14 protein-coding genes are annotated in these 21,167 nt (G+C 53.9%); 1 reads left to right on the top strand and 13 read right to left on the bottom strand.

Annotation, left to right across the window (positions count from 1 at the left end; translation table 11 throughout):
- Positions 1-131 precede the first annotated feature (131 nt).
- The 8 genes from PA598K_RS26150 to PA598K_RS26115 form a co-directional block, all read right to left on the bottom strand.
- Positions 132-2,102, bottom strand: coding sequence for an AraC family transcriptional regulator (locus PA598K_RS26150; RefSeq protein WP_128659773.1), 1,971 nt, complete (start codon positions 2,100-2,102; stop codon positions 132-134).
- 151 nt (positions 2,103-2,253) lie between these two features.
- On the bottom strand, positions 2,254-3,009 hold the full coding sequence (locus tag PA598K_RS26145) for an amino acid ABC transporter ATP-binding protein (protein WP_128659772.1): 756 nt from the start codon (positions 3,007-3,009) through the stop codon (positions 2,254-2,256).
- Positions 3,010-3,855: an amino acid ABC transporter permease gene (locus PA598K_RS26140; RefSeq protein WP_185602236.1), complete on the bottom strand. Its 846-nt coding sequence runs from the start codon at positions 3,853-3,855 to the stop codon at positions 3,010-3,012.
- Complete coding sequence (locus tag PA598K_RS26135) at positions 3,807-5,165, bottom strand: CapA family protein (protein WP_128659771.1); 1,359 nt, start codon at positions 5,163-5,165, stop codon at positions 3,807-3,809. Before PA598K_RS26135 ends, PA598K_RS26140 begins: the two co-directional genes overlap by 49 nt.
- 117 nt (positions 5,166-5,282) lie before the next feature.
- Positions 5,283-6,134: a transporter substrate-binding domain-containing protein gene (locus tag PA598K_RS26130; RefSeq protein WP_128659770.1), complete on the bottom strand. Its 852-nt coding sequence runs from the start codon at positions 6,132-6,134 to the stop codon at positions 5,283-5,285.
- 239 nt (positions 6,135-6,373) lie between these two features.
- A complete protein-coding gene (locus PA598K_RS26125) occupies positions 6,374-7,729 on the bottom strand; it encodes a sensor histidine kinase (protein WP_128659769.1) in 1,356 nt (451 codons plus the stop codon).
- Positions 7,726-8,136 carry a cache domain-containing protein gene (locus PA598K_RS26120; RefSeq protein WP_128659768.1) on the bottom strand — a complete coding sequence of 137 codons (411 nt, stop codon included), beginning with the start codon at positions 8,134-8,136 and terminating at the stop codon, positions 7,726-7,728. The genes PA598K_RS26125 and PA598K_RS26120 overlap by 4 nt, the downstream gene beginning before the upstream one ends.
- The gene (locus PA598K_RS26115) at positions 8,118-9,584 is read right to left on the bottom strand and encodes a response regulator transcription factor (protein ID WP_128659767.1); all 1,467 of its coding nucleotides are present in this window, start codon (positions 9,582-9,584) and stop codon (positions 8,118-8,120) included. Before PA598K_RS26115 ends, PA598K_RS26120 begins: the two co-directional genes overlap by 19 nt.
- A gap of 252 nt (positions 9,585-9,836) precedes the next feature.
- Between PA598K_RS26115 and PA598K_RS26110 the strand changes: the two genes are divergently transcribed.
- The gene (locus PA598K_RS26110) at positions 9,837-14,549 is read left to right on the top strand and encodes a family 43 glycosylhydrolase (RefSeq protein WP_128659766.1); all 4,713 of its coding nucleotides are present in this window, start codon (positions 9,837-9,839) and stop codon (positions 14,547-14,549) included.
- A gap of 247 nt (positions 14,550-14,796) precedes the next feature.
- On the opposite strand, the gene PA598K_RS26105 is transcribed toward PA598K_RS26110, so the two are convergent.
- The 5 genes from PA598K_RS26105 to PA598K_RS26085 all read right to left on the bottom strand — a co-directional run bounded on the left by PA598K_RS26105 (position 14,797) and on the right by PA598K_RS26085 (position 21,089).
- Positions 14,797-17,031 (bottom strand): helix-turn-helix domain-containing protein, encoded by a 2,235-nt coding sequence (locus PA598K_RS26105; protein WP_128659765.1) that lies wholly within the window; start codon positions 17,029-17,031, stop codon positions 14,797-14,799.
- 97 nt (positions 17,032-17,128) lie between these two features.
- A complete protein-coding gene (locus tag PA598K_RS26100; protein ID WP_128659764.1) occupies positions 17,129-18,712 on the bottom strand; it encodes an extracellular solute-binding protein in 1,584 nt (527 codons plus the stop codon).
- A 25-nt stretch (positions 18,713-18,737) separates the two neighbouring features.
- Positions 18,738-19,613: a carbohydrate ABC transporter permease gene (locus PA598K_RS26095; RefSeq protein WP_128659778.1), complete on the bottom strand. Its 876-nt coding sequence runs from the start codon at positions 19,611-19,613 to the stop codon at positions 18,738-18,740.
- A gap of 12 nt (positions 19,614-19,625) precedes the next feature.
- On the bottom strand, positions 19,626-20,525 hold the full coding sequence (locus PA598K_RS26090) for an ABC transporter permease (RefSeq protein ID WP_128659763.1): 900 nt from the start codon (positions 20,523-20,525) through the stop codon (positions 19,626-19,628).
- 333 nt (positions 20,526-20,858) lie between these two features.
- Complete coding sequence (locus tag PA598K_RS26085; RefSeq protein ID WP_128659762.1) at positions 20,859-21,089, bottom strand: hypothetical protein; 231 nt, start codon at positions 21,087-21,089, stop codon at positions 20,859-20,861.
- Positions 21,090-21,167 lie beyond the last annotated feature (78 nt).

The raw sequence follows: 21,167 nt of genomic DNA, 5'->3' as shown, positions 1-21,167 counted from the left end.
GCGTCCGACTACGAGCGGCTGAACAGCTCGTCCAGAGTAGCCCCGCGGTAGCTAAACGCATGTCGGCAGTGCCATAGCTGATCGACACCGCCGACAATCCCATTCATATTTCGTTTCCTTTCGTCGTCGCCCTACTCCAGTGTACGCAATAACGAATCTTTCACAAATTCAACTTGAGCGGTTGCAGAATAAATATCACTGTAGTAGCTCAACCCAAACGCCATTTCAATGACACGATTGTTTTGTACGGCAGGCAAGGCCGTCCAAATCTTATGGTTGGATAAATCCACCATACCTTCAAACGCATTGCGAATAATAAAGTCGCCTGCGTATTCCGGCAACACTTCAAAGGATACCGCTTCGCTGTAGCTGTCCTTGTCAATAATTTTGGTTTTCACCTTCTCCGGGGCATTTAATCCCAAGGATGCATATACGACTCCGCCCGCGCCATATTTATCGCCATGAACCTCCATAATCGATTCCTCTGTGCTTTCAAATACCGTTACGGTGTACTGATCAAATCCGGCCTGAGCCAGCTCCTCCTTTGCCTTGTTAAGATTCGCGTCATACGTTGCGATGACCTCCGCAGCTTCCTCCTGCTTGCCAAGCACTTCACCGAGGAAGGCGATGCGCTCATCCTGCGTCATATCCCCTTGAGGAATAAATACTGTAGGCGCAATCTTGGAAAATTTATACGCATCCTCTTCGGATATGACCAAAATCAAGTCCGGATCGAGCGCCATAATGGTTTCCGGCTCCCAATCTGCCCACCATCCCAAGGCTTCAGCCTCGGAGACCGACTCTGAAAAAGCCGCTCCTTCATAGACATCCGAAATGCCAATCGGCACAATCCCTAATGAAATGACGTCGCCCATTAAGTATTGGACAACGACCCGTTCCGGATTAAGCGGCACTTCTACATCCCCAAGTGTTGTCGAGACTATACGCGTCGGCTTTTCGCTGGCCTGGCCTGAATTCTGATTATCTTGAATCTGTTGAACCTGCGTATTCGATTGACTTTTTGCCTCCCCGTTATTTATAGCCCCGCCTGGCGCGCACGCCGACAGCAACAGCATCACGATCAACACCGCCGTTGCCAGCATGGATTTGTTTCTTGTTTGTCCGAACATAGCGAATTCCCCATCTCTATACGATTTGACCAGATCCTCCAGTCCTCTCTCATTGTATGGAGAATGATAATTATTATCAATGTCGCAATTGATGGAATGCATTGCTCTTTTGCGACGGTATTCGCCGGGCGATTCATGGACATATTTCTTGAACATCCGGATCATATTATATTCGTCCGTAAAGCCGCTTCCAAAGGCTATTTCTTGTATCGATGCATTCGTTTCTTCCAGACAGACTTTCGCTGCCTCAATTCGCTTTTTGATCAAGTACTCTTGCATGCTGCTGTTTTCTCGCTTGCGGAACAAACGTCCCAAAACACTCCTGTTCAAGGGAAGCATATCGGATAACGCTTGAATCGAGACGGGCTCTGTGAAGTGCCGATCCAAATACTCCTTGACCCACAAAACATAATCCGGCTCGATATAGCGGACATTGCCATTTTTTAGCTCGACATTAACGTAATGTACGATTTGATACAACAGAGTCTTGGCATAAAATTGATTCATATTTCCCTTTGTGCTCCAGGCGTCAAGCATCGCTTGAATCGTGTTCATAAAGAAAATAGGATTGCTCGGCGTAAATCCATACATCTGGTTAAAGGGATTTATCGTATTCACAAGACTGCGAAGATGCGGTTTGTATAAGGTCGGCGCTTCCGCTTTATATAAAATCATAAACGCCCTCACATCCTCCTCAATCGGAGCAATGGATATCAGGCTTCCTTTACCGGCATGACATAAACCGTACCGCTCCGTTTGATAAAACTCCTCATTCAGCAGTATGCTTGCCGGTGCGCCATGCGTGTATATGAACATGCTGGTCGGCAGCCGATAATTTTGCAATGGCCGGTTTCGTTCAATGGTGCTCTTTCTGATATCGATTAAAGCGATCGCAGAACGCATCCAAACTTGCATCGCAAGCTCTACCATCTCCGGCGTATAGTAACGTATCATTTTGGGTCTGTCTGTCACAACTATTCACTCCTCGAAAACTGTCCCCTAGTTCCTATCCTAATATAATTGAAAATGATTATCAATAAAACTACATAAAACCCGCCTAAGCCTGCAAACGCAGTGCCTAAGCGGGTTTACATGTCTGTCTATGAACCCTCATCGCAAGTTTTCAGAACGAATTGCCTTCCTTGCCGCGGAAATAGCTCTGCAGGAACGCTTCGGTCCGCTTCGACTGCGGCCGGTTGAACACGTCATCCGGCGTCCCTTCCTCGATGATCTTGCCCTGCTCGAGGAAGACAACCTTGCTGGCGACCTCGTAGACGAAGCTCATCTCGTGCGAGACGAGGATCATCGTCTGCCCGGAGGCGGCCGTCTTCTTGATCGTCTGCAGCACCTCGCCGACCAGCTCCGGGTCGAGCGCCGAGGTCGGCTCGTCGACCAGCAGCAGCTTCGGCTGCATCGCCAGCGCCCGGGCGATTCCGACGCGCTGCTGTTGTCCGCCCGACAGATGCTTCGGATAATAATGCATCCGGTGCGAGAGTCCGACCTGCTCCAGTTGCTTGGTCGCGATTGCCGTCGCTTCGCTGTCGCTCATTTTTTTGACGATCTTCAGCCCTTCCTTGACGTTGTCAAGCGCTGTCCGCTGCTGGAACAGATTGAACTGCTGGAACACCATCGCCGTCTGCTGGCGCAACTGGAGGATCTGCTTGTTCGTAATCGTCGTGAAGTCGACCTTGAAGCCGTCCAGATCGAGCTCGCCGCGATCCGCCCGCTCCAGACAGTTCAGCGCCCGCAGGAACGTCGACTTGCCTGCGCCGGAGGAGCCGATCAGCGCTACCACCTCGCCGCGCTCGATATCGAGAGACACGTCGTCGACGATCAGATTTTTGTGGAAGGACTTCGATAAATGCTTGATGCGGATCATTTACACATCCCCCCTTGTCGAAGAGAAAAAGGAGAAGAGGCGACGTTTTTTGAGCGGGTTGCCATCGACGTCGGGTATCGAGAATTTCTTCTCCAGGTACTTCAGTATCTGCTCGATAACTATCGTCAGCGCCCAATATATAATCGCCAGCGCCAGATAGACCTCGAAAAAGCGGAACGTGCTGCCGGAAATAATCTTGCCCTGCGCCGTCATCTCGACGACGCCGGCGACGAAGGCCAGCGAGGTGCCCTTGAGCAGGCTGATCAGCGCATTGCCGAGCGGCGGCACGGCGACGACAAGCGCCTCCGGGATGATAACCCGCTTCAGCACCTGGAAGTACGTCATACCCAGCGATTCGGCCGCCTCGATCTGGCCTTTGTTAACCGATTGCAGCGCCGCCCGGATCGTCTCCGAGTTGTACGCCGCTTCATTGCAGGAGAAGGTAATAAGGACGAAGAGCATCGCCGGGATCGCATTGATGCTATAGTCGGTGCCATAGGTCATATTAATATACTTCAACAGCAGCGGGATGCCGTTATACGACAGATAGAGCTGGATAATCATCGGCGTACCACGGATAAAGGAGATGAATAGCGTGATCAGTTGACTGAGCACAGGCACTTTTTTGATGCGGATAATCGCCAGCACCAGACCGAGCACCAGACCGGCTAGCATCGAGATAAACGTAATCTCCAAGCTTACCGGCAAAAACCGCAGCAGCTCCGGTATCGCCGAGAACACTGCTTCGATATCAAACAGCTTTCCGTTCAACAATCCGTTCAGTCCGTTCAATGCGTTCAGTCCTTTCGAGCGGAAGCGCCGCCGCTCCAGGGCCTCACGATCCAACGCCCCTGCGCCTGAGCGACTTCCGTCTCATATCTCTCGTTGCTGATGCGATTCAGTCGGCCGACCAGCGAGGCGGTCGCTTCCTCGGAGGCCATCACCGGCAATCCACGCTTCGTTACATGCGGATGAGTCATCTGCAGATCGATCGGGATCAGCTCATAATCGAAGCGGTTGTCGTCCCGGGACAGGTCGAAGACGACCAGGAAGTTTTCGGAGAACTTCGGATCGCTATAAAAGCCCGTCCAGTTGCCCTCGCTGTCCTTGGCGCGGTTTTTGTGCAGCGTGGACGGCGCCTCCCGCTCCTCGTAGCCGTAGGCGACGAACATCTCGGGCGGGATGATCGACTCGCCAGCCTCGAACTCCATGAACAGGCTGCCGAGGTTATAAAAGATCGGCTGGCCCTTGTACAACTCGACCCCCCGCGTGAAGTGGCAGCCATGACCGAAAATGCAGTGCGCCCCCGCATCGATCGCCAGACGAGAGAACGTCTCGATAAATTCGGCCGGATCGTCGGAATACCAGTTTTCATTACTGCCTTCGTGCGTATGCAGATTGACGAATACGAAGTCGCTGCGCTCCTGAGCGTCTCGAATCGAGCGGAGGATCGCTTCCTGATCTGCGGCATTGGCCTCGGTGCGGATATAGGAGCGATCGCCCTTCTCGAAGGTCAGATACCCTTCAAAGAAGGAACCGAAATCGTACTGATGCGCCGGCTTCTCCTGCGCCCGCTCGATCCGGCGGCCCTCGCGCATGCTCGCGTCGACGCCGATCCTGCGGCTGATCGCCTGGATCGTCTCGAAGTCCTGCTCCTCGACGACGTACGTCCGGCCCCAGCGCAATGGATTGACGCCCGGACGCCCGGGCACGCCATTGCCCGGATTGGAGGCGGCGAACACCTCGCTGCGCGTCACATCGACGGTGATGATGGCGATCCGGCCATCGGCCGTATCGATGAATACCGGCTTGCGCGCCTCATGGAGATCGTAGCCGATGCCGAGCGGCACCAGGCCGCGGCTCGCCGCCTCCTCGAGCGTATCGACGATGCCCTGCAGCCCGTAATCGCCGGTATGATTGTTGGCGAAGCCAACGTACTTGATATTCAGACGCGCGAACTCGTCGAGCGCCTGCGGTCTGACGCTCGTCGAATAGCCGCGTCCGGCGGCGGGCGGCGTCGATGGACGGGGCGTGACGAACTCGGCGTTCGTGTAGGCCTCATCTGCGCTATGCAGTAGCTCAAGCAGCTTTGGATCGATCGTCTGATGCAGATTGGCGCTGGAGAACAAGGCGTCTCCGCTGATGATGAATTTCATGACTGAACCTCCAGCTCATATAGGAATGAAAATGTCCCGCGTCTCAAACAGTCAGCGCGGACAGCATCTATAGCTTGTCCGCGCCGATGGCGTCATGTATAGCTGCTAGTCCCCGGTCTACTCGGTAACCAACAGTTCTTTTTTCGGAATATAGTTGCCGCCGAGCTGCTCCTCGCTAATCTTCTGCAGCGTGCCGTCGTCGTACATCTCCTTGATTCTCCGGTTCACCGCATCGTACAGCTCGCTGTCGACCGTTTTGGAGAACAGAATGTAGGAGCCGGGATCGCTGTTGGCGTTGGAGAATGGCACCACCTTCAAGCCGGTCAGACCATACTCGGCGATCCCTTTCTCTGCAGAGATGCGGGAGATGATGCGGACATCGTATTTGCCGGCCTCGATGTTCTCGAATTGCTTGATGAAGTTCTCTTCCGTATAGATGATCTCCGCCGGATTATCGGCATGCTCTTTATTATAGTTTTCCAGGATCGTCGCGCCCGAGTTGCCTACCTCGGTGATTGCCTTGTAGCCGCCCAGATCCTCAAGCGCCTTCAGCTTTTCGTCATCCTTGCGAACGACGAACACATTGGCATTTTCGATGATCGGGTAGGAGAAGAGATATTTCTCCCTACGCTCGCTGTTGGAGCTGAAGTTGTTGACGCCGAGCTGATAGCGGTCGTTGTCCAGACCATTGAGGATACTTTCGAACTCGGTCACTTCAACCTTAAGCTCATAGTCCGGCAGACCGTCGAAGATCGCCTTGACGACCTCGACGTCATAGCCTGTCAGTTGTCCATCCTTCTGATAAGTGAACGGGTTGCTGACCCCGCTTGTAGCAAGGACGATCGTTTTCTTTTTGGCGCCGCCGCTCTCTTGCGAGCCTTCCTCCGATGGTGTTGCTTTGCTGCCGCAGCCTGCGATCAAGGCAGCCAAGAGCAGCATGACCGTCGCTATTACGTATGTCTTCTTCATGATGTCCCTCCGACTTCAATGGTGTAAGGTTTTAATTCCGATAATACTCATTCGAATTGTATAGATTAATGTAGAAGATACACACCTTTCTGTCAACATTACCTTTCAATGTTTAAGTTCCCCCAATTTCTCCTTTTCTATAATTGCTCAACTTCGCCCGAATTGCTCCCCTTTTTCTTTCTTTTAAATAGCTGCTTACAAAAATCATCTCCATACAGGGGGCACTGAGCGCAAACGTTTCAGTCATGCTGAAAGCCCGGAAGGACGACGGTGACGGTCGTGCCTGCGCCGGGCACGCTCTCGATGCGGACGCCATACGCCTCGCCGAAGAGCAGACGTATCCGGGCGTGGATATTGCTCAGTCCGATGCTGCTGCCCGCGCCGTTGTCCATCGCTTCCGTGGCCGCCTCCAACTTGGCTCTGAGACTCGCCAGCCTCTCGGCGTCGATGCCTCGGCCGGTATCGATGATTCGGAGGACGATATCGCCTCGTTCATTGAGGCTTCCGCTCACCAGCACCCCCTCGCCTGACGCTTTGCTGCCGAGCCCGTGGTAGACGGCGTTTTCGACGAGCGGCTGGAGGATCATCTTGGGCGTCTTCAGCTCCATTAACGCCTCGTCGACCTGCACCTCCATCGCATAGCGATTCTCGTAGCGGATCGAGATGATCTGCATATAGTCGCGGGCGCACTGCGCCTCCTCATGGATCGAGACCAGCTCGTCCTGCTGGATGCTGTAGCGGAAGATTCTCGACATACACGAGGTGATCTGGGCGATCTCTCGGCTGCCATACTCCAGTCCGATGCTGCTGATGCAGTTTAATGTATTGTAAAGGAAGTGGGGATTGATCTGGCTTTGCAGCGCTGAGAATTCCGCCTGTTTTTTGCTGAGCTTCAGCTCGTATAGCTGGGCCTGGGCATGGAGGATATCTCGCGTCATATGCTCCATATTCTCGATCATCCGGTTAATGTCATAGGCCAGCGCGCCCACCTCGTTGGTCGAGCGGACCTTCACCCGATGACCGAGCTCGCGACCGCCGATCTTGCGCATATCCGCCACCAGTCCTATGACCGGCCGGGTCAGACTGTTCAGGAAATAATACCCGAGCAGCAGCATACTGAGCGTCATACCGACGCCCGCGATCATGCTGACCTGCTTGATCGCCTGCATATCGGTCGTCAGCTCTCGCACCGGGATGCGGCTGACGATGCTCCAGCCGTCGGCGAGCTTCAGTTCGGTCCGCTGCAGGATGACCTTCTCGTCGTCCTCCGCCGCCGAGGACTTGTCATCGAACTCACCCTGTCCTGCCAGCCGGCTGGAGGCAATGATTTCGTTGCGCGCGTTCAGGATCGACAGCGTCGAGTTTGGCGTCAGCTCCGTATTCTCCACCAGCTCCTGCAGCTTGCTCGTATTGACCATCACTGAGCAATAACCGGTTTTTTGCAAAAAATGAACGCCGCCGATCGATTCGATGATCGGCGCAACATAGAAAAAATAGGTCGCTTCGGTCTTGTCGTGCCTCAGCAGCGGCGTGAAGCTGCCGCTCGCCTCCGGCTGCTGGCTGTACTGTCGCATGAAGTCGTCAAAAGCATTCAAAAAAAAACCTCGCCGCTAGCGGGCGCCGAGCTGAATACACGCCTGCCCTTGCTGTCGCTAATGATAATGCCGCTCACATACGAGTTAAAGGCACGCATATCATCCATCAGTTCGACCACATCCGTGCCGATCTCAATATTTCGTTTGTAGTTGTCCTCGGATATGGTGAACGCCTGGACTTTTTTGTTGCTTACCACAATATTGGTGCTGACGATGATATCGTCGAATACCGAATCGATCTTCTGTCGCGTCTGCTCGATAATGGTATGGCCGTAGTTAGCCGCGCGCTTCTGCGTCAGGTGAGAGAAGCTGTAATAGAAATACAGCTCCATCATCATAAATAACACAATCGCGAGCACAAAAATAAGGACCATCTGATGCTTCAGTTTTACTTTGCTGAGCTGCAAGCGACTCCCCCCAGGCTCCTTTTTCGGTACTTGGCCGGCGTAATGCCGCATTGCTTTTTGAATACTTTATTGAAGTAATAATAATCGACATAGCCTACCCGGGAGGCTACCTCCTCGATCGACCATGGACTTTGCGTCAGCAATTCGCATGCATTGCGGATCCTCAGCTCGGTGACATACTCCGAGAAAGTCTGACCGAGCAATTTCTTAAACAGCTGGCAGCAATATACCTGGTTCACATGGAACTGGGCGGACAGCTCCTTCAGATACAAACGCTGATCGTAATGGCGATCGATATACTGCACCATCTGCAGGAAGCACGATTGGATCGTCCCGTCGTGGTCCTGCGGCCGGTTCATCTGCTTGATATACACCAGCACATCGTAGACGAAGCCGCACAGCGACTCGAAATGTTCGAACCGCTCCAGCAGCTCGACATAATTCAAAAACTCCAGCTCCATATCCTGGACCATCTCGGGGTAAGCGCCCATCAACACGCCGACCGTCTGATTCCACAAGTAGACGGCCTCGCCCATCCCAAGGCGATGATAGCGGAAATACGCCTGAAGACGATGGACAAACCCGTCGATATCCTCCAGTGTCTTCTCATGGATGAGTAAGGGCAGCTCATCGATAAACAGCTTGACGTTCGCCAACTGCGGCTCATAGACAAATAGACCATTATGCTCCCCAACAAAAAAATGCGAGGCCGCCAGGTCCGCCTCCTTGATCAGCTTCGCAAGCACATCCCGATGATCGGCGATGCTGCTGATCCCCGCTGCTCTGAGCGTTCCGTCTTCAAACGCCGCCTCCTTCACCTGCTCCAGCTCGCTCCGGCTTTTGCTCTTCAAGAGGTAGAGCGTCTTCTTCGCCCCAGAGGCCACGACGAGCATCCTCTCCCGGTCCCAGCCGGCAAGCCCGGGTCTTCGCTGCTGCTCGCTCTGTGCATGGACCATAACGGCGCGATAGCAGACCTGCCCTTCGTCCTCGAAAAACGTCGTCAACCGCCGCACCTCGGTTTGATCCGACGAAGTGAGCGCTTCGAGCATCAGATGATCCCGCATGCTTTGCTTCTCGCTGAGCTGCTGCGCCAGCTTGTCGATCAGCCGGTCCGTCATCTCGATATCGATCGGCTTCAGACAATAGTCGAGCGCTCCCAGACGCAGCGCCTCCTGTGCGTAGGCGAACTCCGAGTATCCGCTTACAACAACAAAGCCAACATCCAGCTCTCGCTCCCGTGTCTGCCGGATTAGCTCCAGCCCTGACATTTCGCCCATCTGAATGTCGGTGATGACCAGATCGGGGAGCTGCTCGCAGATCGCTTCGAGCGCTTGACGCGGGCTCGTATACTCGCCTGTAATTTCGAATCCGTATTGGCTCCAGTTGAAGGCATTGCGTATGCCTTTGATCGCCCATGGCTCATCGTCGACAATCAGTACACGATACATAATTGCCTCCCTTCAACGGCTTCTTTAGCGATTAGGAAGCCCAGATTTTATTGTACGTCTAATCCGGCATCAGTTCCAGATCCTTCCTTCCTGCTTTTTCTTGTCGGTCCACCTGAACTGGGTACAAAAAACAATTTAAGATTGTACATTTTTTAAACCGGGACCGGAAGGTAGAATGGGCAGCACAGCCAGAAAACCCGATGGGATGCTAGCTAGACGCGCCAACGATTACGATGCCAGGGAGGACTGTACATGTTCAACAATCGATTCAAAAATCTGCTGCTCGGTCTCGCGATGCTGCTGATGCTGCCTCCGGTGAGCGGAGCGACGGAATCATCGAATCCGGCGCAACATGCAGCCGGGATCTCCGGAGCGACGGAAGTATCGGACTTCTACAATACCCTGTTCCAGAACGGCGGCGACCCGTGGGTCTACAAGCATACGGACGGCTACTATTATTACACCCATACGACCGGCGGCAATATTACGCTGTGGCGGTCGAAGGCGATCACCGGACTCGAAGGCGGCGACCGGATGGTCGTCTGGACGCCCCCCAAGGGGACGATGTACAGCTCCAACCTGTGGGCGCCGGAGATCCACCATGTGCAGGGCAAGTGGTATATCTACTTTGCCGCCGACAACGGCACCAATGCCAATCACCGCATGTATGTGCTGGAGAACGACAACGCCAACCCGTTGACCGGCACCTGGACATTCAAAGGGAAAATTTACGATGCGTCCGATGATCGCTGGGCGATCGACGGGACCGTGCTGGAGGCGCAGGATAAGCTCTACTTCCTCTGGTCGGGCTGGGAGACGACGGACGGCAGCTTCCAGAATCTATATATCGCCGAGATGAGCGACCCGTGGACGATCAGCTCGCCGCGCGTCCTGCTGTCGGAGCCGGAATATGAATGGGAGAGCTCCCCTGCCCGGATCAATGAAGGTCCACAGGTCAACATCAAGGGCAACACGATCAACCTGATCTACTCGGCGAACGGGAGCTGGACGGACAGCTATTGCCTCGGCTTGATCACGGCTGACATCGGCGATGAACTGCTCGATCCAGACTCCTGGACGAAGCGGAGCGAGCCGATCTTCACATCCGCCAACGGCGTCTACGGTCCTGGCCATCACAGCCTGACGACGTCGCCCGACGGCAGCGAGGACTGGCTCCTCTATCATGCTGCGCGTTGGCAAGGCTCGGGCTGGACGCGCAGCATCCGCGCCCAGACGTTCGTCTGGAATGCCGACGACACCCCGAATCTCGGCGTACCGGTCAGTCCCAATACGCCGATCGGCATACCGTCGGGAGAGCCATCACGGCAGCGCTATGAGGCAGAACACGCGAGACTGGCAAAGGCTGACGACTACGGCAGCGGCCCTGTCGTCAGGCGCGAGAGCACGGCATCCGGAGGGATGAAGGTCGCCGCGATCGAGCAGCAAGGCGACTATACCGAGTTCACCGTGCAGGCGCCGACGACGGGCTTTTACACCGTGTCTGCACGCACAGCCAACGGCTCGCCAAGCGGCGGCACGGCCAGCTATACCTTGTCGGTCAACGGCAGCCCCGGCGGCAAGCTGAACGCGGTCTACTCCGGCTGGAATCACTGGGGCGTATCGACAGCCAGAGCCTATCTGCAGGCGGGCGACAATACGCTGCGATTCATCAAGGGCGAGCATTTCGTCGAGCTGGACGCGCTTGATGTGATCGGGCCAGTCGAGGGGATCGGATTTGACGCTCCGGGCTATACGCTAGGGCTAAATGAGGTCATGACGCTGCCGCCCGTACTGGAGACGGCGACTGATCCCGCCTCCGAGGACGATATCCTGCCTGTAACTGGCGGTGTCGTCTACTCTGTCCCCGTCGGCAACACCATCCTCGAGGTGGTCGATCCGGCTAACGGTACGATCAGAGCCATCGGCGCGGGCAGCACGGTCATCACGGCGGCCTATGGCGGACATACGGCGACAGCGACGATCACCGTCGCCGAGCAACCGGTATCGCTCCAGTCGCTCGCGATCAGCGGACTCGAGCATGTCCTCGTCAGCGGACAGAGCAGCGAGCCGCTGCGGGTGACGGCGCACTACAGCGATCATGCTGCCGAGGATGTGAGCGAGACGGCCGTCTTTACGAGCAGCGATCCTGCGACCGCTACTGTAACTCCCGGCGGTCAGGTGCACGCCGTCCAGCCGGGCGAGACGGTGATCCGCGCAGCGTTCGATGGCGAGGAGGCGCTGCTGAGCTTGACCGTCGCTGTCGATCCTGCGACGGCGCCGATCCAGGCTCCTCCGGTGCAGGCGAAGACGCCTTCGGGCACGACGCCAGAGCTGCCGGAGGAGATCCCGACGACCGGTCCGGATGGCGATAGCGGCATAGCCGCCGTCACCTGGAAGCTGGAGGGGCTGGACTTCAACTCCCTCGGCACGGTGCATGTGCCTGGCCTGCTGGAGTCATCCGGCATTCTGGCTACCGCTATCGTGGAGGTCGTCCCGAGCTGGGGATTGGATGAGCTCGTATCGACGATGCGCGAGCGGATCGCCAGCTTCTCCTACCCTCTGGGCGAGGGGCTGGGCAACTACAGTCAGGAGGCCTACGATGCCCTGCTGACCGAGCTCGACCTCGCCGAGACGCTGGCGACCGATGCCGAACTGAGCGAGTCGCAGTTCGAGGAGGCCGTGACTCGGCTGGAGACAGCCGAGACCGCGCTGCTGGACTCGCTCAATCTGGTCGAGGATGGCGTCGCTTACCATGCCTATCGGGACTTCTCCGGCGATGAGACGGGCAAGTACCCGTATGGCATCGCCACCGAAGACTTGACCAATGGCGCAACTGCGACCGTACAGCAGGACACGGACGGCAACAAGTTCCTCCGGCTGGTCACGACCGCCACATCCGGCAAAGCTAATCTATTCCTGCCCTTTGCCGGGGAGGTGAACGCCAGACCGGATGAGCGCATCGTCATCGCCTACCGCGCCAGGTTGAACAGCAGCTTCCAGTATGCCAACGGCGCTATGGTGCGCAATGACAGCGGCACGGGCAACTACAGTCTGGTGACGGCGTTTGATACGGGCAAGATCATCGTGCAAAACGGCCCCTCCAGCAAGATCAGGGTGCAGGACGCCGCCCTCCACCAGTGGTACGACATTCGGATGGTCGCCAACTGGGATGCCAAAACGTACAGCGTCTATATCGACGATGTCCTCGTCGCCACCGACTACAGCTTCCGCCATACCGGCGGCACACAGCTGACCGGCCAGCGCTTTGGCATCGACGGCTACGCCAACGCCTCGATCGACTTTGACGACTTCAAGGTGATGATCACCGGCAGCGCAAAGTTGGCCCCCGAGGGGCTGATGGCCAGCCACGAGACAGCGGAGGATGCCGAGGATGGACGTATCGAAGGAGTCAACAGCATGATGGAATGGTCTACGGACGAAGGCGACACCTGGTCCAGCGTCGAGGCGGGTGCAACCGCCCTCCCCGAGCTGGCGCCGGGCACGTATTGGGTCCGCTACCGCGCCACCGACAACCATCAGGCAAGTCCGCATGTGGCGCTGACGATCCAGCCGTATAACCCGGCCACCCAGCCGGTCCCGGTGACCGGCGTGAGTGTGAGCCCGACTAGCGCCACGCTGTATACCAACACAGGCAGCTCGACGCTCCAGCTCACTGCTCAGATCGCGCCCACCGAGGCAACCGACAAGACCGTCGCGTGGAGCAGCTCCAACCCCGCCGTCGCGACCGTGGACGCAGACGGGGTCGTGCAGGCTCTTGCGGTCGGCACGACCGTCGTCACGGCGACGACTGCCGACGGCAGCTACACCGCGACGAGTACGATCACTGTCGCCGTGTACAGCTCAGGCAACAGCGGCGGCTGGTACCCGTATCCCGTTCCGACCCAACCCGACGCTGGCACTGATCCGGTGGACTCTGCCGGGCCAGATGAGACAGATGGGACAGACGAGTCAGAGGAGGTCAGCAATGCCGACGGCAGCACGACAACCGTCGTCACCGATCCGACGATCGGCACGGTTACAGAGACGACGGTCTGGCCGAACGGTGACCGCAAGGTCATCACGCGAGACAGCGACGGCACGACAACCGAACGGTTCACCGGCCAGGATGGCAGCAAGCGCGAGCGGGTGAGCCGTCCCGACGGCAGCAGCCGTGCGCTCATCACGGACGCGGACGGCGTCCAGACGGAGCTGCTGACGAGCGCCCAAGGCGTCGTGACGGCTAGCGTCCAGTTGCCCGCAGGCGTTGACGAGGCTTGGGTGACCTTGCCCATCGATGCCCGGGACGCCTCCGCCGCTACAGTCGCCTACACCGTCAAGGCCGACGGCACACGGATGATCCTCGGCACCTCGGTATGGACCGAGGAAGGCTTGCGCTTCCTGGCTCGCGGCGATATGAAGGTACAGCTCATGGACAACCTGATCGCCTTCCGCGATGTGCCGGGCAGCCACTGGGCCGCCGAGGCGATCGCCTTCGCCGCCAGCCGCGAGCTGCTGCGCGGCACGGAGCCGGGCGTCTTCGCCCCTGGCGCCACGATGAGCCGGGCGATGCTGCTCACCGTGCTGGCCCGACTGGACGGAGCGGAGACCGAGGACGGCGCCCCTTGGTACAGCAAGGCGCAGGAGTGGGCGATCGCGAAGGGGATCAGCGACGGCAGCGCGCCGGGCGCAGTCATCACCCGGGAGCAGCTGATCGCACTGCTGTACCGCTATGCCGGAGCGCCGAAGGGCAGCGGGCTGGCGGCCGGAGCGGAGGCTAGCGACGTTCGGCGCTTCGCCGACAGCGACGAGATCTCGGCCTGGGCTAGCGACGCCATCGATTGGGCGATCAAGACAGGCGTTCTGTACGGCAAGACCGGGAATCTCCTCGACCCTGCCGGTGTAGTCTCACGAGCCGAAGCATCCGCGCTTCTGGCCCGATTTGTCGCTTGGTACAATCAAGCGTAGACGCACTTTGGAGGGCTTGGCGCCGCTACCTCAGGAAGAATTTATACCAGTTGTGCACCACCTATGGACAAAAGCATCACTACAAGATAATTTAGTATCAGGAAAGAAAGCCTGCGGAAGCAATACATTCCGCAGGCTTTCTATGTAATTCCCGCCGCAGACGATCCTCATCCGACAATCTCACGCAAGTCCATATGATCATAGCGCGTCGGCCTTCATGAATGGAATCGAAGAGGGTCGTATTTTGCTATTCTGCTTCCATCTGCGAGGAGGTAAATTGCTTGCGATACTCCCCCGGTGTTACACCCGCTATTCTTTTGAACATCCGGTTAAATGAAAAATAATGAGCATATCCTACCTGCTGCGATATTTGTTGAATCTGCTCCTCTGTATGGGTGAGCAAGTAGCGGGCTCGATCCATACGAACCCTCGTAACATAATCTACGAAGTTTTCACTGTACTCCTCCTTGAACAACCGGCTCAAGTAACTCTGATTCATCTGAAATTGATCGCTTAATAGCTGCAGGCTCAATTCCGGGTTGCTGTAATGCTGCTCAATGTAAGCCTTGGCTTCTCGCAGCACCTCCTGACTATTGCGGCCCTGGCGAGATTTGTTCATTTGATCAATCGATGTACACAAGATGACCTCAACATTAGACCTCAATTGGCTGACGGAATCAAAATTCTCTATTTCTTTGCTCAACTCACCCATTGCCCTCTCCCAGATTTCGCGATAAGACTGCGGTAACTCGGATACTTCTTTGGAAATGTGAAATAACATGAAATTCAATACATTCACAATATCATGGTGATGAAAATACTTCCCTTGTATGGTATCCATCAGACGCTCAAAATGCAGCTTCCATTCCATGTCGCGTCGCTTAAACAATTCGGCAAGATCACGGATAGACTGTAGTTGCTCGTACATCCCCGCGAAAACATTGCCTTCCAGCTCCCAATAGGCGATCACGCGGTTCCCGCCGACTGATTTTTTGTAAGACAGTGCTTCTTCAGCTTCTTTAAACGATCGGGCGATGTCGGTTACTGTTGATGCGGAATTACCGATACCTATCGACACCGCATAATCGAGATTGTTTTTGATCCACTCCCGCAAGGTCTCACAGATTGAACCTACCGTGTTTTCTGTCGAATGATCTTGCTCCATTAATTTGAATAAAAGGGTCATCCGCCCGCTGTCCAACCACTCCACAACCATAGGCACTTCATACGATTTTGCTACTTCTTGCGCAACATTAGACATCACATATTTCAACAGGTATTGGTCGCGAACAGGGTAGACCGAGCAAAATTCATCGTACCGATCGATCAAGACTACCCCTATATGAAACTTTGAGTATGTAACCAACTCTCTGATCCATTCGATTTCTTTTTCATGTTCTTCCACTACATTTCCACGTATCAGGTCAACGAAAATTTGTTTTTGCCGATGCAGAACATTCTCTTTATTCACATCGCTGATCTGGTTAGCCACATCGATAAGATGGTGCACGGCTCGATCCATATAATCCGGATGCTCATGAAGAATATCCGGCAGCTCATCGGGTTTGGATGTCAAATATTTCTTGATGCTATTCATCATCCGGTCAATGGGATACGTGTATCTGCGAGCGAAATAGATCATCACCCCTGTAAATAGGGCCAGGGAAGCCAGCCCCATAACCGTCCACACCTCTTTTAGACTGGAGACAATACTGTAGTTTACCTTATCCTGTACTCCGGTTTGTATATTCCAATGGGTATAATGCGATTGGACTGAAGCGAGCATGGTCCCGGAATCTTGCTTATTTTCAAAGAGGGGCACCCCGTTCTGATCATAGATTGAGGTCGAGCTGACATTTAACGTATTCATCCCGCGAACCATCTTCTGAATGGCGCCCACCGACACATTCGCTACGAGAATACCACGGGCCTGAGAGCCCAGCGAAATCGATTTGGCAAGAGAGACAACGGCATATTCGTTCTGATCTCCCGGGAACACCTTGAACGGACGGATACCGCTCCACTCCAGAGGGATCGCCCCTTCCAGCTTCGGTTCAATAAATAAGCGGTCCCCAAATTCTTGCAGAGGCGCAGACACACTCGTGCTGAGCACTCGACTATCTATAAAGCGCACAATATAGATCGAGTCGATCAAAGGGAAATCAGTCAGATAGTAATTAAATTTCCTCGATAAGCTTCTCTCAAGCATATAGCGATTGTTCATCTCATCCATTCCGTACACATATTGCTTAATCTCTGGATTGTTATGAATCTCGGTAATCATGAGCTGCTCTATGTTTTGCAACGAGGATTCAATCTGCTGCGTGACATATTTTCCATAGCTTTCGCTCATGTCCGTCATTTGACGCTCCATCAGTTGGTTGATGACCATCAAGAAAATAAAAACAAGCATACCTGCAGACAAATAAAAAATGGGCAGATAGGTGAATAGCAAGCGATTAAACCATGAACGCGTTTTCATTCTGTGGTCCACCTTCTTTCACCCTTATCAATCTTCGCAGACCATAAGGCTCCTGCCTGCAGCTGACGCTACAAACAGAAGCCACCTTTACTTGAATTTAGAAATTCATATCATACAAATCTTCTGTAAAAACCCATGTGTCTTTGTTTTCTCTATACCAGTCCAAATAGAATTGTTCAACTTGTTCACCATCAGATCTGGACCACAACGTCTTCGCCTCCTCTAGCGTCTTGTCGACCGTTGCATTACTACCACCAACGATGGCTCTGCTCCAAAGATCGGACATGGGCTCATTGACATTGGAGACGACAAACTGGATTTCATCCGGCAGCCCAGGCATATATTTGGTCACTTCCGGCAGTGGCCGTTCTTTGTCAATATAGAGGGAAAACGCCGTTTCCAGCAGGGTCCGAACCTCCTGATCAAATGGATCTGACGGGTCCAAATCCTCTACATATTTGGTGAATTCATTAATAATATGTTGTCCGCCCAGCATCCGATAGTCTCCCAGCCAGCTAACCTCTTTTTCATACTTGTCCTGATCCAGAGTTTGCTCTACGCCGTCGACCATCTCATAATGAACGCCTTCCTGTCCATACTTCAACGTATGAGCCATCGATTCACTGCTCATCAAATCCACATAGCGCATCACCGATTCCGGATCTTTCGCTTGGATATTGATCACCCCGGTCATCTGGACCGGATCGTTAAAATAGGGGCTGAACTGACCAAACTCGCTGCGTGGCAACGGGATGACAGCCAATTTCGCATCCGGTACATTGCTTCTCAAGGTTTCATAATTATTATAGACGAGTAAGGCATTCCCCGCGAATCCAAACATGAAGGTGTTGCCTTGCACAAAATCTTGTAACGCCTTCTCTCCATTTTTATCCGTCATGAAATCCCTGTCAACCAACCCTTCGTCAAACAGCTGCTTCTTGTATTGCGTAGCTGCCGCAACACGTTCCCAATCCTTCACCATGTCGCCATCCTCAAGCACCCATGTCGTATTCTGAAAAGCAACGTCCATCCAATTGTAACCGCTCATATTTGTGCCGAACGTGGCCAGCTGATCTGCTTTGACCTTCTTCATCGCTTCGTATGCTTCCTCCACAGTCTGCGGCACCTCTAGCCCAGCTGCTTCCAAAAGGTCCTCACGGATAAACAGATATCCACCCGGTATGTAGCCCAGCAATCGTCCAAACTCATAGAGCTTCCCATCCGATTTGGTGCCCAATTGCCGCAGCAGCGGGAATTCCTCCAGCAAGGCTTTGTATTCCACGCTATGTTGCTCAATCAGCTCTTCAATCGGCATTAATTGCTTTTGCAAATATAATTGATTCCGGTAAGCATTATCGTATTCAAGGATAAGATCAGGCGCATCGCCGGCGGCAAGCAAGGTATTGAACCGCTGCACAGACTCCCAGCGCGGTACGGGTACATATTCGACTGGGACGGTTTCATTAATCCATTGTGTCCATAAGTTGTTATCGACCGTCCCCACTTCCGGAGGGACGTTCCCCCGATCATACATGGATACGGTAATGGGATCTTTTTTTACGTTCGGATCGTTGTCACCTGTCGTTCCGTCATTGTTGCCACCAGAGCAGGCAGACAGTATGGTAACCAATACCATCAATGAAGCAAGCATGAATGAAACCGATTTTCTCATTGTCTTCATACCATAAAACCTCCTTGTGATGTTATCAACCTTTGACTGCGCCAATCAACATGCCTTTAATAAAGTATTTCTGCAAAAACGGGTACACCAGTAGCATCGGTACAACCATCACGATAATCCCTGCCGATTTAATCGATTCAGGCGTGATCGTTTTAAAATCTTCGGGGGATAAGTTGCCGATCTCCTGCATGATGGATTGACTCATAATCATCTGTTGGACCATGACAGCCAGATTGTGTTTATCCGGAGAGTGAATGAAAATAAGCATGTTGAAAAAAGCATTCCAGTGCCCCACCCCATAGAACAACCCGAGAGCAGCGATAACAGGCAGCGAAAGCGGCAGAAAAATTCGGAACAAAACCGTCCATTCTCCGCCTCCGTCCATCCGAGCCGATTCCACTAATTCCTCGGGAATCCCCTGAAAGAATGTGCGCATCACCAGCATGTTGTAGACACTGACCAGACCCGGCAGCCAGATCGCTCCGTAGGTATCGACTAGACCAAGTGACTTCACCAGCAAATATCCGGGAATCAGCCCGCCGGAGAACAGCATCGTAAACACGATCGCCAAGGTAAAGAATCGCCGGCCATACATGTAAGAACGGGATAGTGGAAATGAACACAAAATCGTAAACAGCAAATTCAAGGCCACGCCAATGATTGTAATGAGGACACTATTTTTAAAAGCGGTTATAATCCGGCTGTTTTCGAATAGTTTCTCATAGGCCTGTATAGTCGAACCAACCGGCCACAGCCCGACCTGGCCCGATACAATGGCCGATTGCGAGCTGAAGGACAAAGCAATGAGATGGACCATGGGCAGCAGGCAGCTCAAACTGAATACTATTAGCAAGATGTTATTGACGACACCGAATGTTTTATCCCCTTGCGATTCTCTCATCATCATCATCACCTACCACAATCCATTATTAAATCTGCGTGCAATTCCATTGGCCGTCAAAACCAGGATGAGGCCTATGATGGATTCGAAAAATCCTAAAGCAGCCGCGAGACTAAATCTTCCACCTGTTATGCCTACCCTGTAATTCCAGGTTGATATGACATCGGCAATCTGTGAAACGGCTGAATTCTGCAGCATATAGACCTGATCAAACCCGACTTCCATGATGCTCCCGATCGACAGGATCAGGATGATAAAAATGACAGGTCGAATGGAAGGAAGGGAAATATGCCACATCTGTCTCAAACGATTGGCGCCGTCGAGTCCTGCCGCTTCGTATAAGGACTGATCGACCCCGGCCAATGCCGCCAAATAAATAATGGCTCCCCATCCGGCACTCTTCCAAATTCCGGATCCGATGAAGATCGCAAGCCATGAACCCGTATTGTACAAATAAGCGTAGCTGTCTCCGGTCAACCATCTCATGATGTTATTGATAATGCCTGTTTCTTGCGCAAAAATCGTGACCACAATGCCACCGACAATGACCCAATTCAGGAAATGCGGAAAGAAGACGGCGGTTTGCACGGTTTTCTTGAACCACGATCGGCGTATTTCATTAATCATCAATGCCAAAAGAATCGGAAACGGAAAACCAAGCACCAATTGCAGGAAACTTAGCACCAGCGTGTTTCGCAAAATATTGAGCATATTCGGGTTGGTAAAGAGGGTATGAAAGTGATCCAGTCCAACCCAGCTACTTCCCCAGATGCCATCTGTAAAGTTGTAATTCTTAAAAGCAATCACCAGTCCACCCATTGGAGCAAACTTGAAAATGAGAAAATAAGCGATAATCGGAACAAACATAATAAACAATGGAATGTTGTACTGGAACCGTCTACTCTTGAACATGTTCCTTACACCGCCCCTTTCCTTCCAACTCAAGAACTCCCCATGCGTTAATTTAAGTGGGCTGCAGCCACCACCAATTATGCTTGCAGGCTGCAGCCTCCCGCAAGCAACACATTTTTTTCACAGCACAATCCTTTTCCAGTGCCGTCAAGCCGTATATAAGGGGGTGATGCAAGTGAAGATATGTGCCTTTAGTCAAAAAAGGTGCTTTCTAATTCATTTCATGCCAACACAAAAACACCCAAGTGGATCAACCTCCACCTGAGTGTTTAGCTCTGTTAGGATCATTTAGCTCTGGCAGTTCAGCACCGTTTTTCTCGCAAGGTGACACTATTAGCTGATGCGAACCGCCAGTACGATGACGCGGTCGGCGCGATTGCCGCCTGCCTCCATCCGGTCATTGGCCTCGATGAACAGCGAGACGTCGGACTTGCCCGCGAGTGCGGTCAGGTCGAAGGCGAAGCTGTCGCTCGCATCGGCGGTCGGCGGCGCCTCGAATGTCACCCAGCCTTGCGCGTTCTGGGCTAACAGGGCGACGGTGTCGCCGAGTTGGGCTGCGGACAACGCGACGGGGAGCGTAACGGCCGTATACAGGCCGTTGCTGCCGCGATAGGCCGCTCTGACGCGGAGCGCGCCGCGACC

The sequence above is a fragment of the Paenibacillus sp. 598K genome (genome assembly GCF_003851045.1).
GTDB lineage: Bacteria > Bacillota > Bacilli > Paenibacillales > Paenibacillaceae > Paenibacillus_D.
This window is presented reverse-complemented; position numbering and strand designations above follow the sequence as displayed.

Coding starts and splice junctions, on each gene's coding strand:
- PA598K_RS26145 (WP_128659772.1), bottom strand. CDS start 3,009: ATGATCCGCATCAAGCATTTATCGAAGTCCTTCCACAAAAATCTGATC.
- PA598K_RS26135 (WP_128659771.1), bottom strand. CDS start 5,165: ATGAAATTCATCATCAGCGGAGACGCCTTGTTCTCCAGCGCCAATCTG.
- PA598K_RS26130 (WP_128659770.1), bottom strand. CDS start 6,134: ATGAAGAAGACATACGTAATAGCGACGGTCATGCTGCTCTTGGCTGCC.
- PA598K_RS26115 (WP_128659767.1), bottom strand. CDS start 9,584: ATGTATCGTGTACTGATTGTCGACGATGAGCCATGGGCGATCAAAGGC.
- PA598K_RS26110 (WP_128659766.1), top strand. CDS start 9,837: ATGTTCAACAATCGATTCAAAAATCTGCTGCTCGGTCTCGCGATGCTG.
- PA598K_RS26105 (WP_128659765.1), bottom strand. CDS start 17,031: ATGAAAACGCGTTCATGGTTTAATCGCTTGCTATTCACCTATCTGCCC.
- PA598K_RS26100 (WP_128659764.1), bottom strand. CDS start 18,712: ATGAAGACAATGAGAAAATCGGTTTCATTCATGCTTGCTTCATTGATG.
- PA598K_RS26095 (WP_128659778.1), bottom strand. CDS start 19,613: ATGAGAGAATCGCAAGGGGATAAAACATTCGGTGTCGTCAATAACATC.
- PA598K_RS26090 (WP_128659763.1), bottom strand. CDS start 20,525: ATGTTCAAGAGTAGACGGTTCCAGTACAACATTCCATTGTTTATTATG.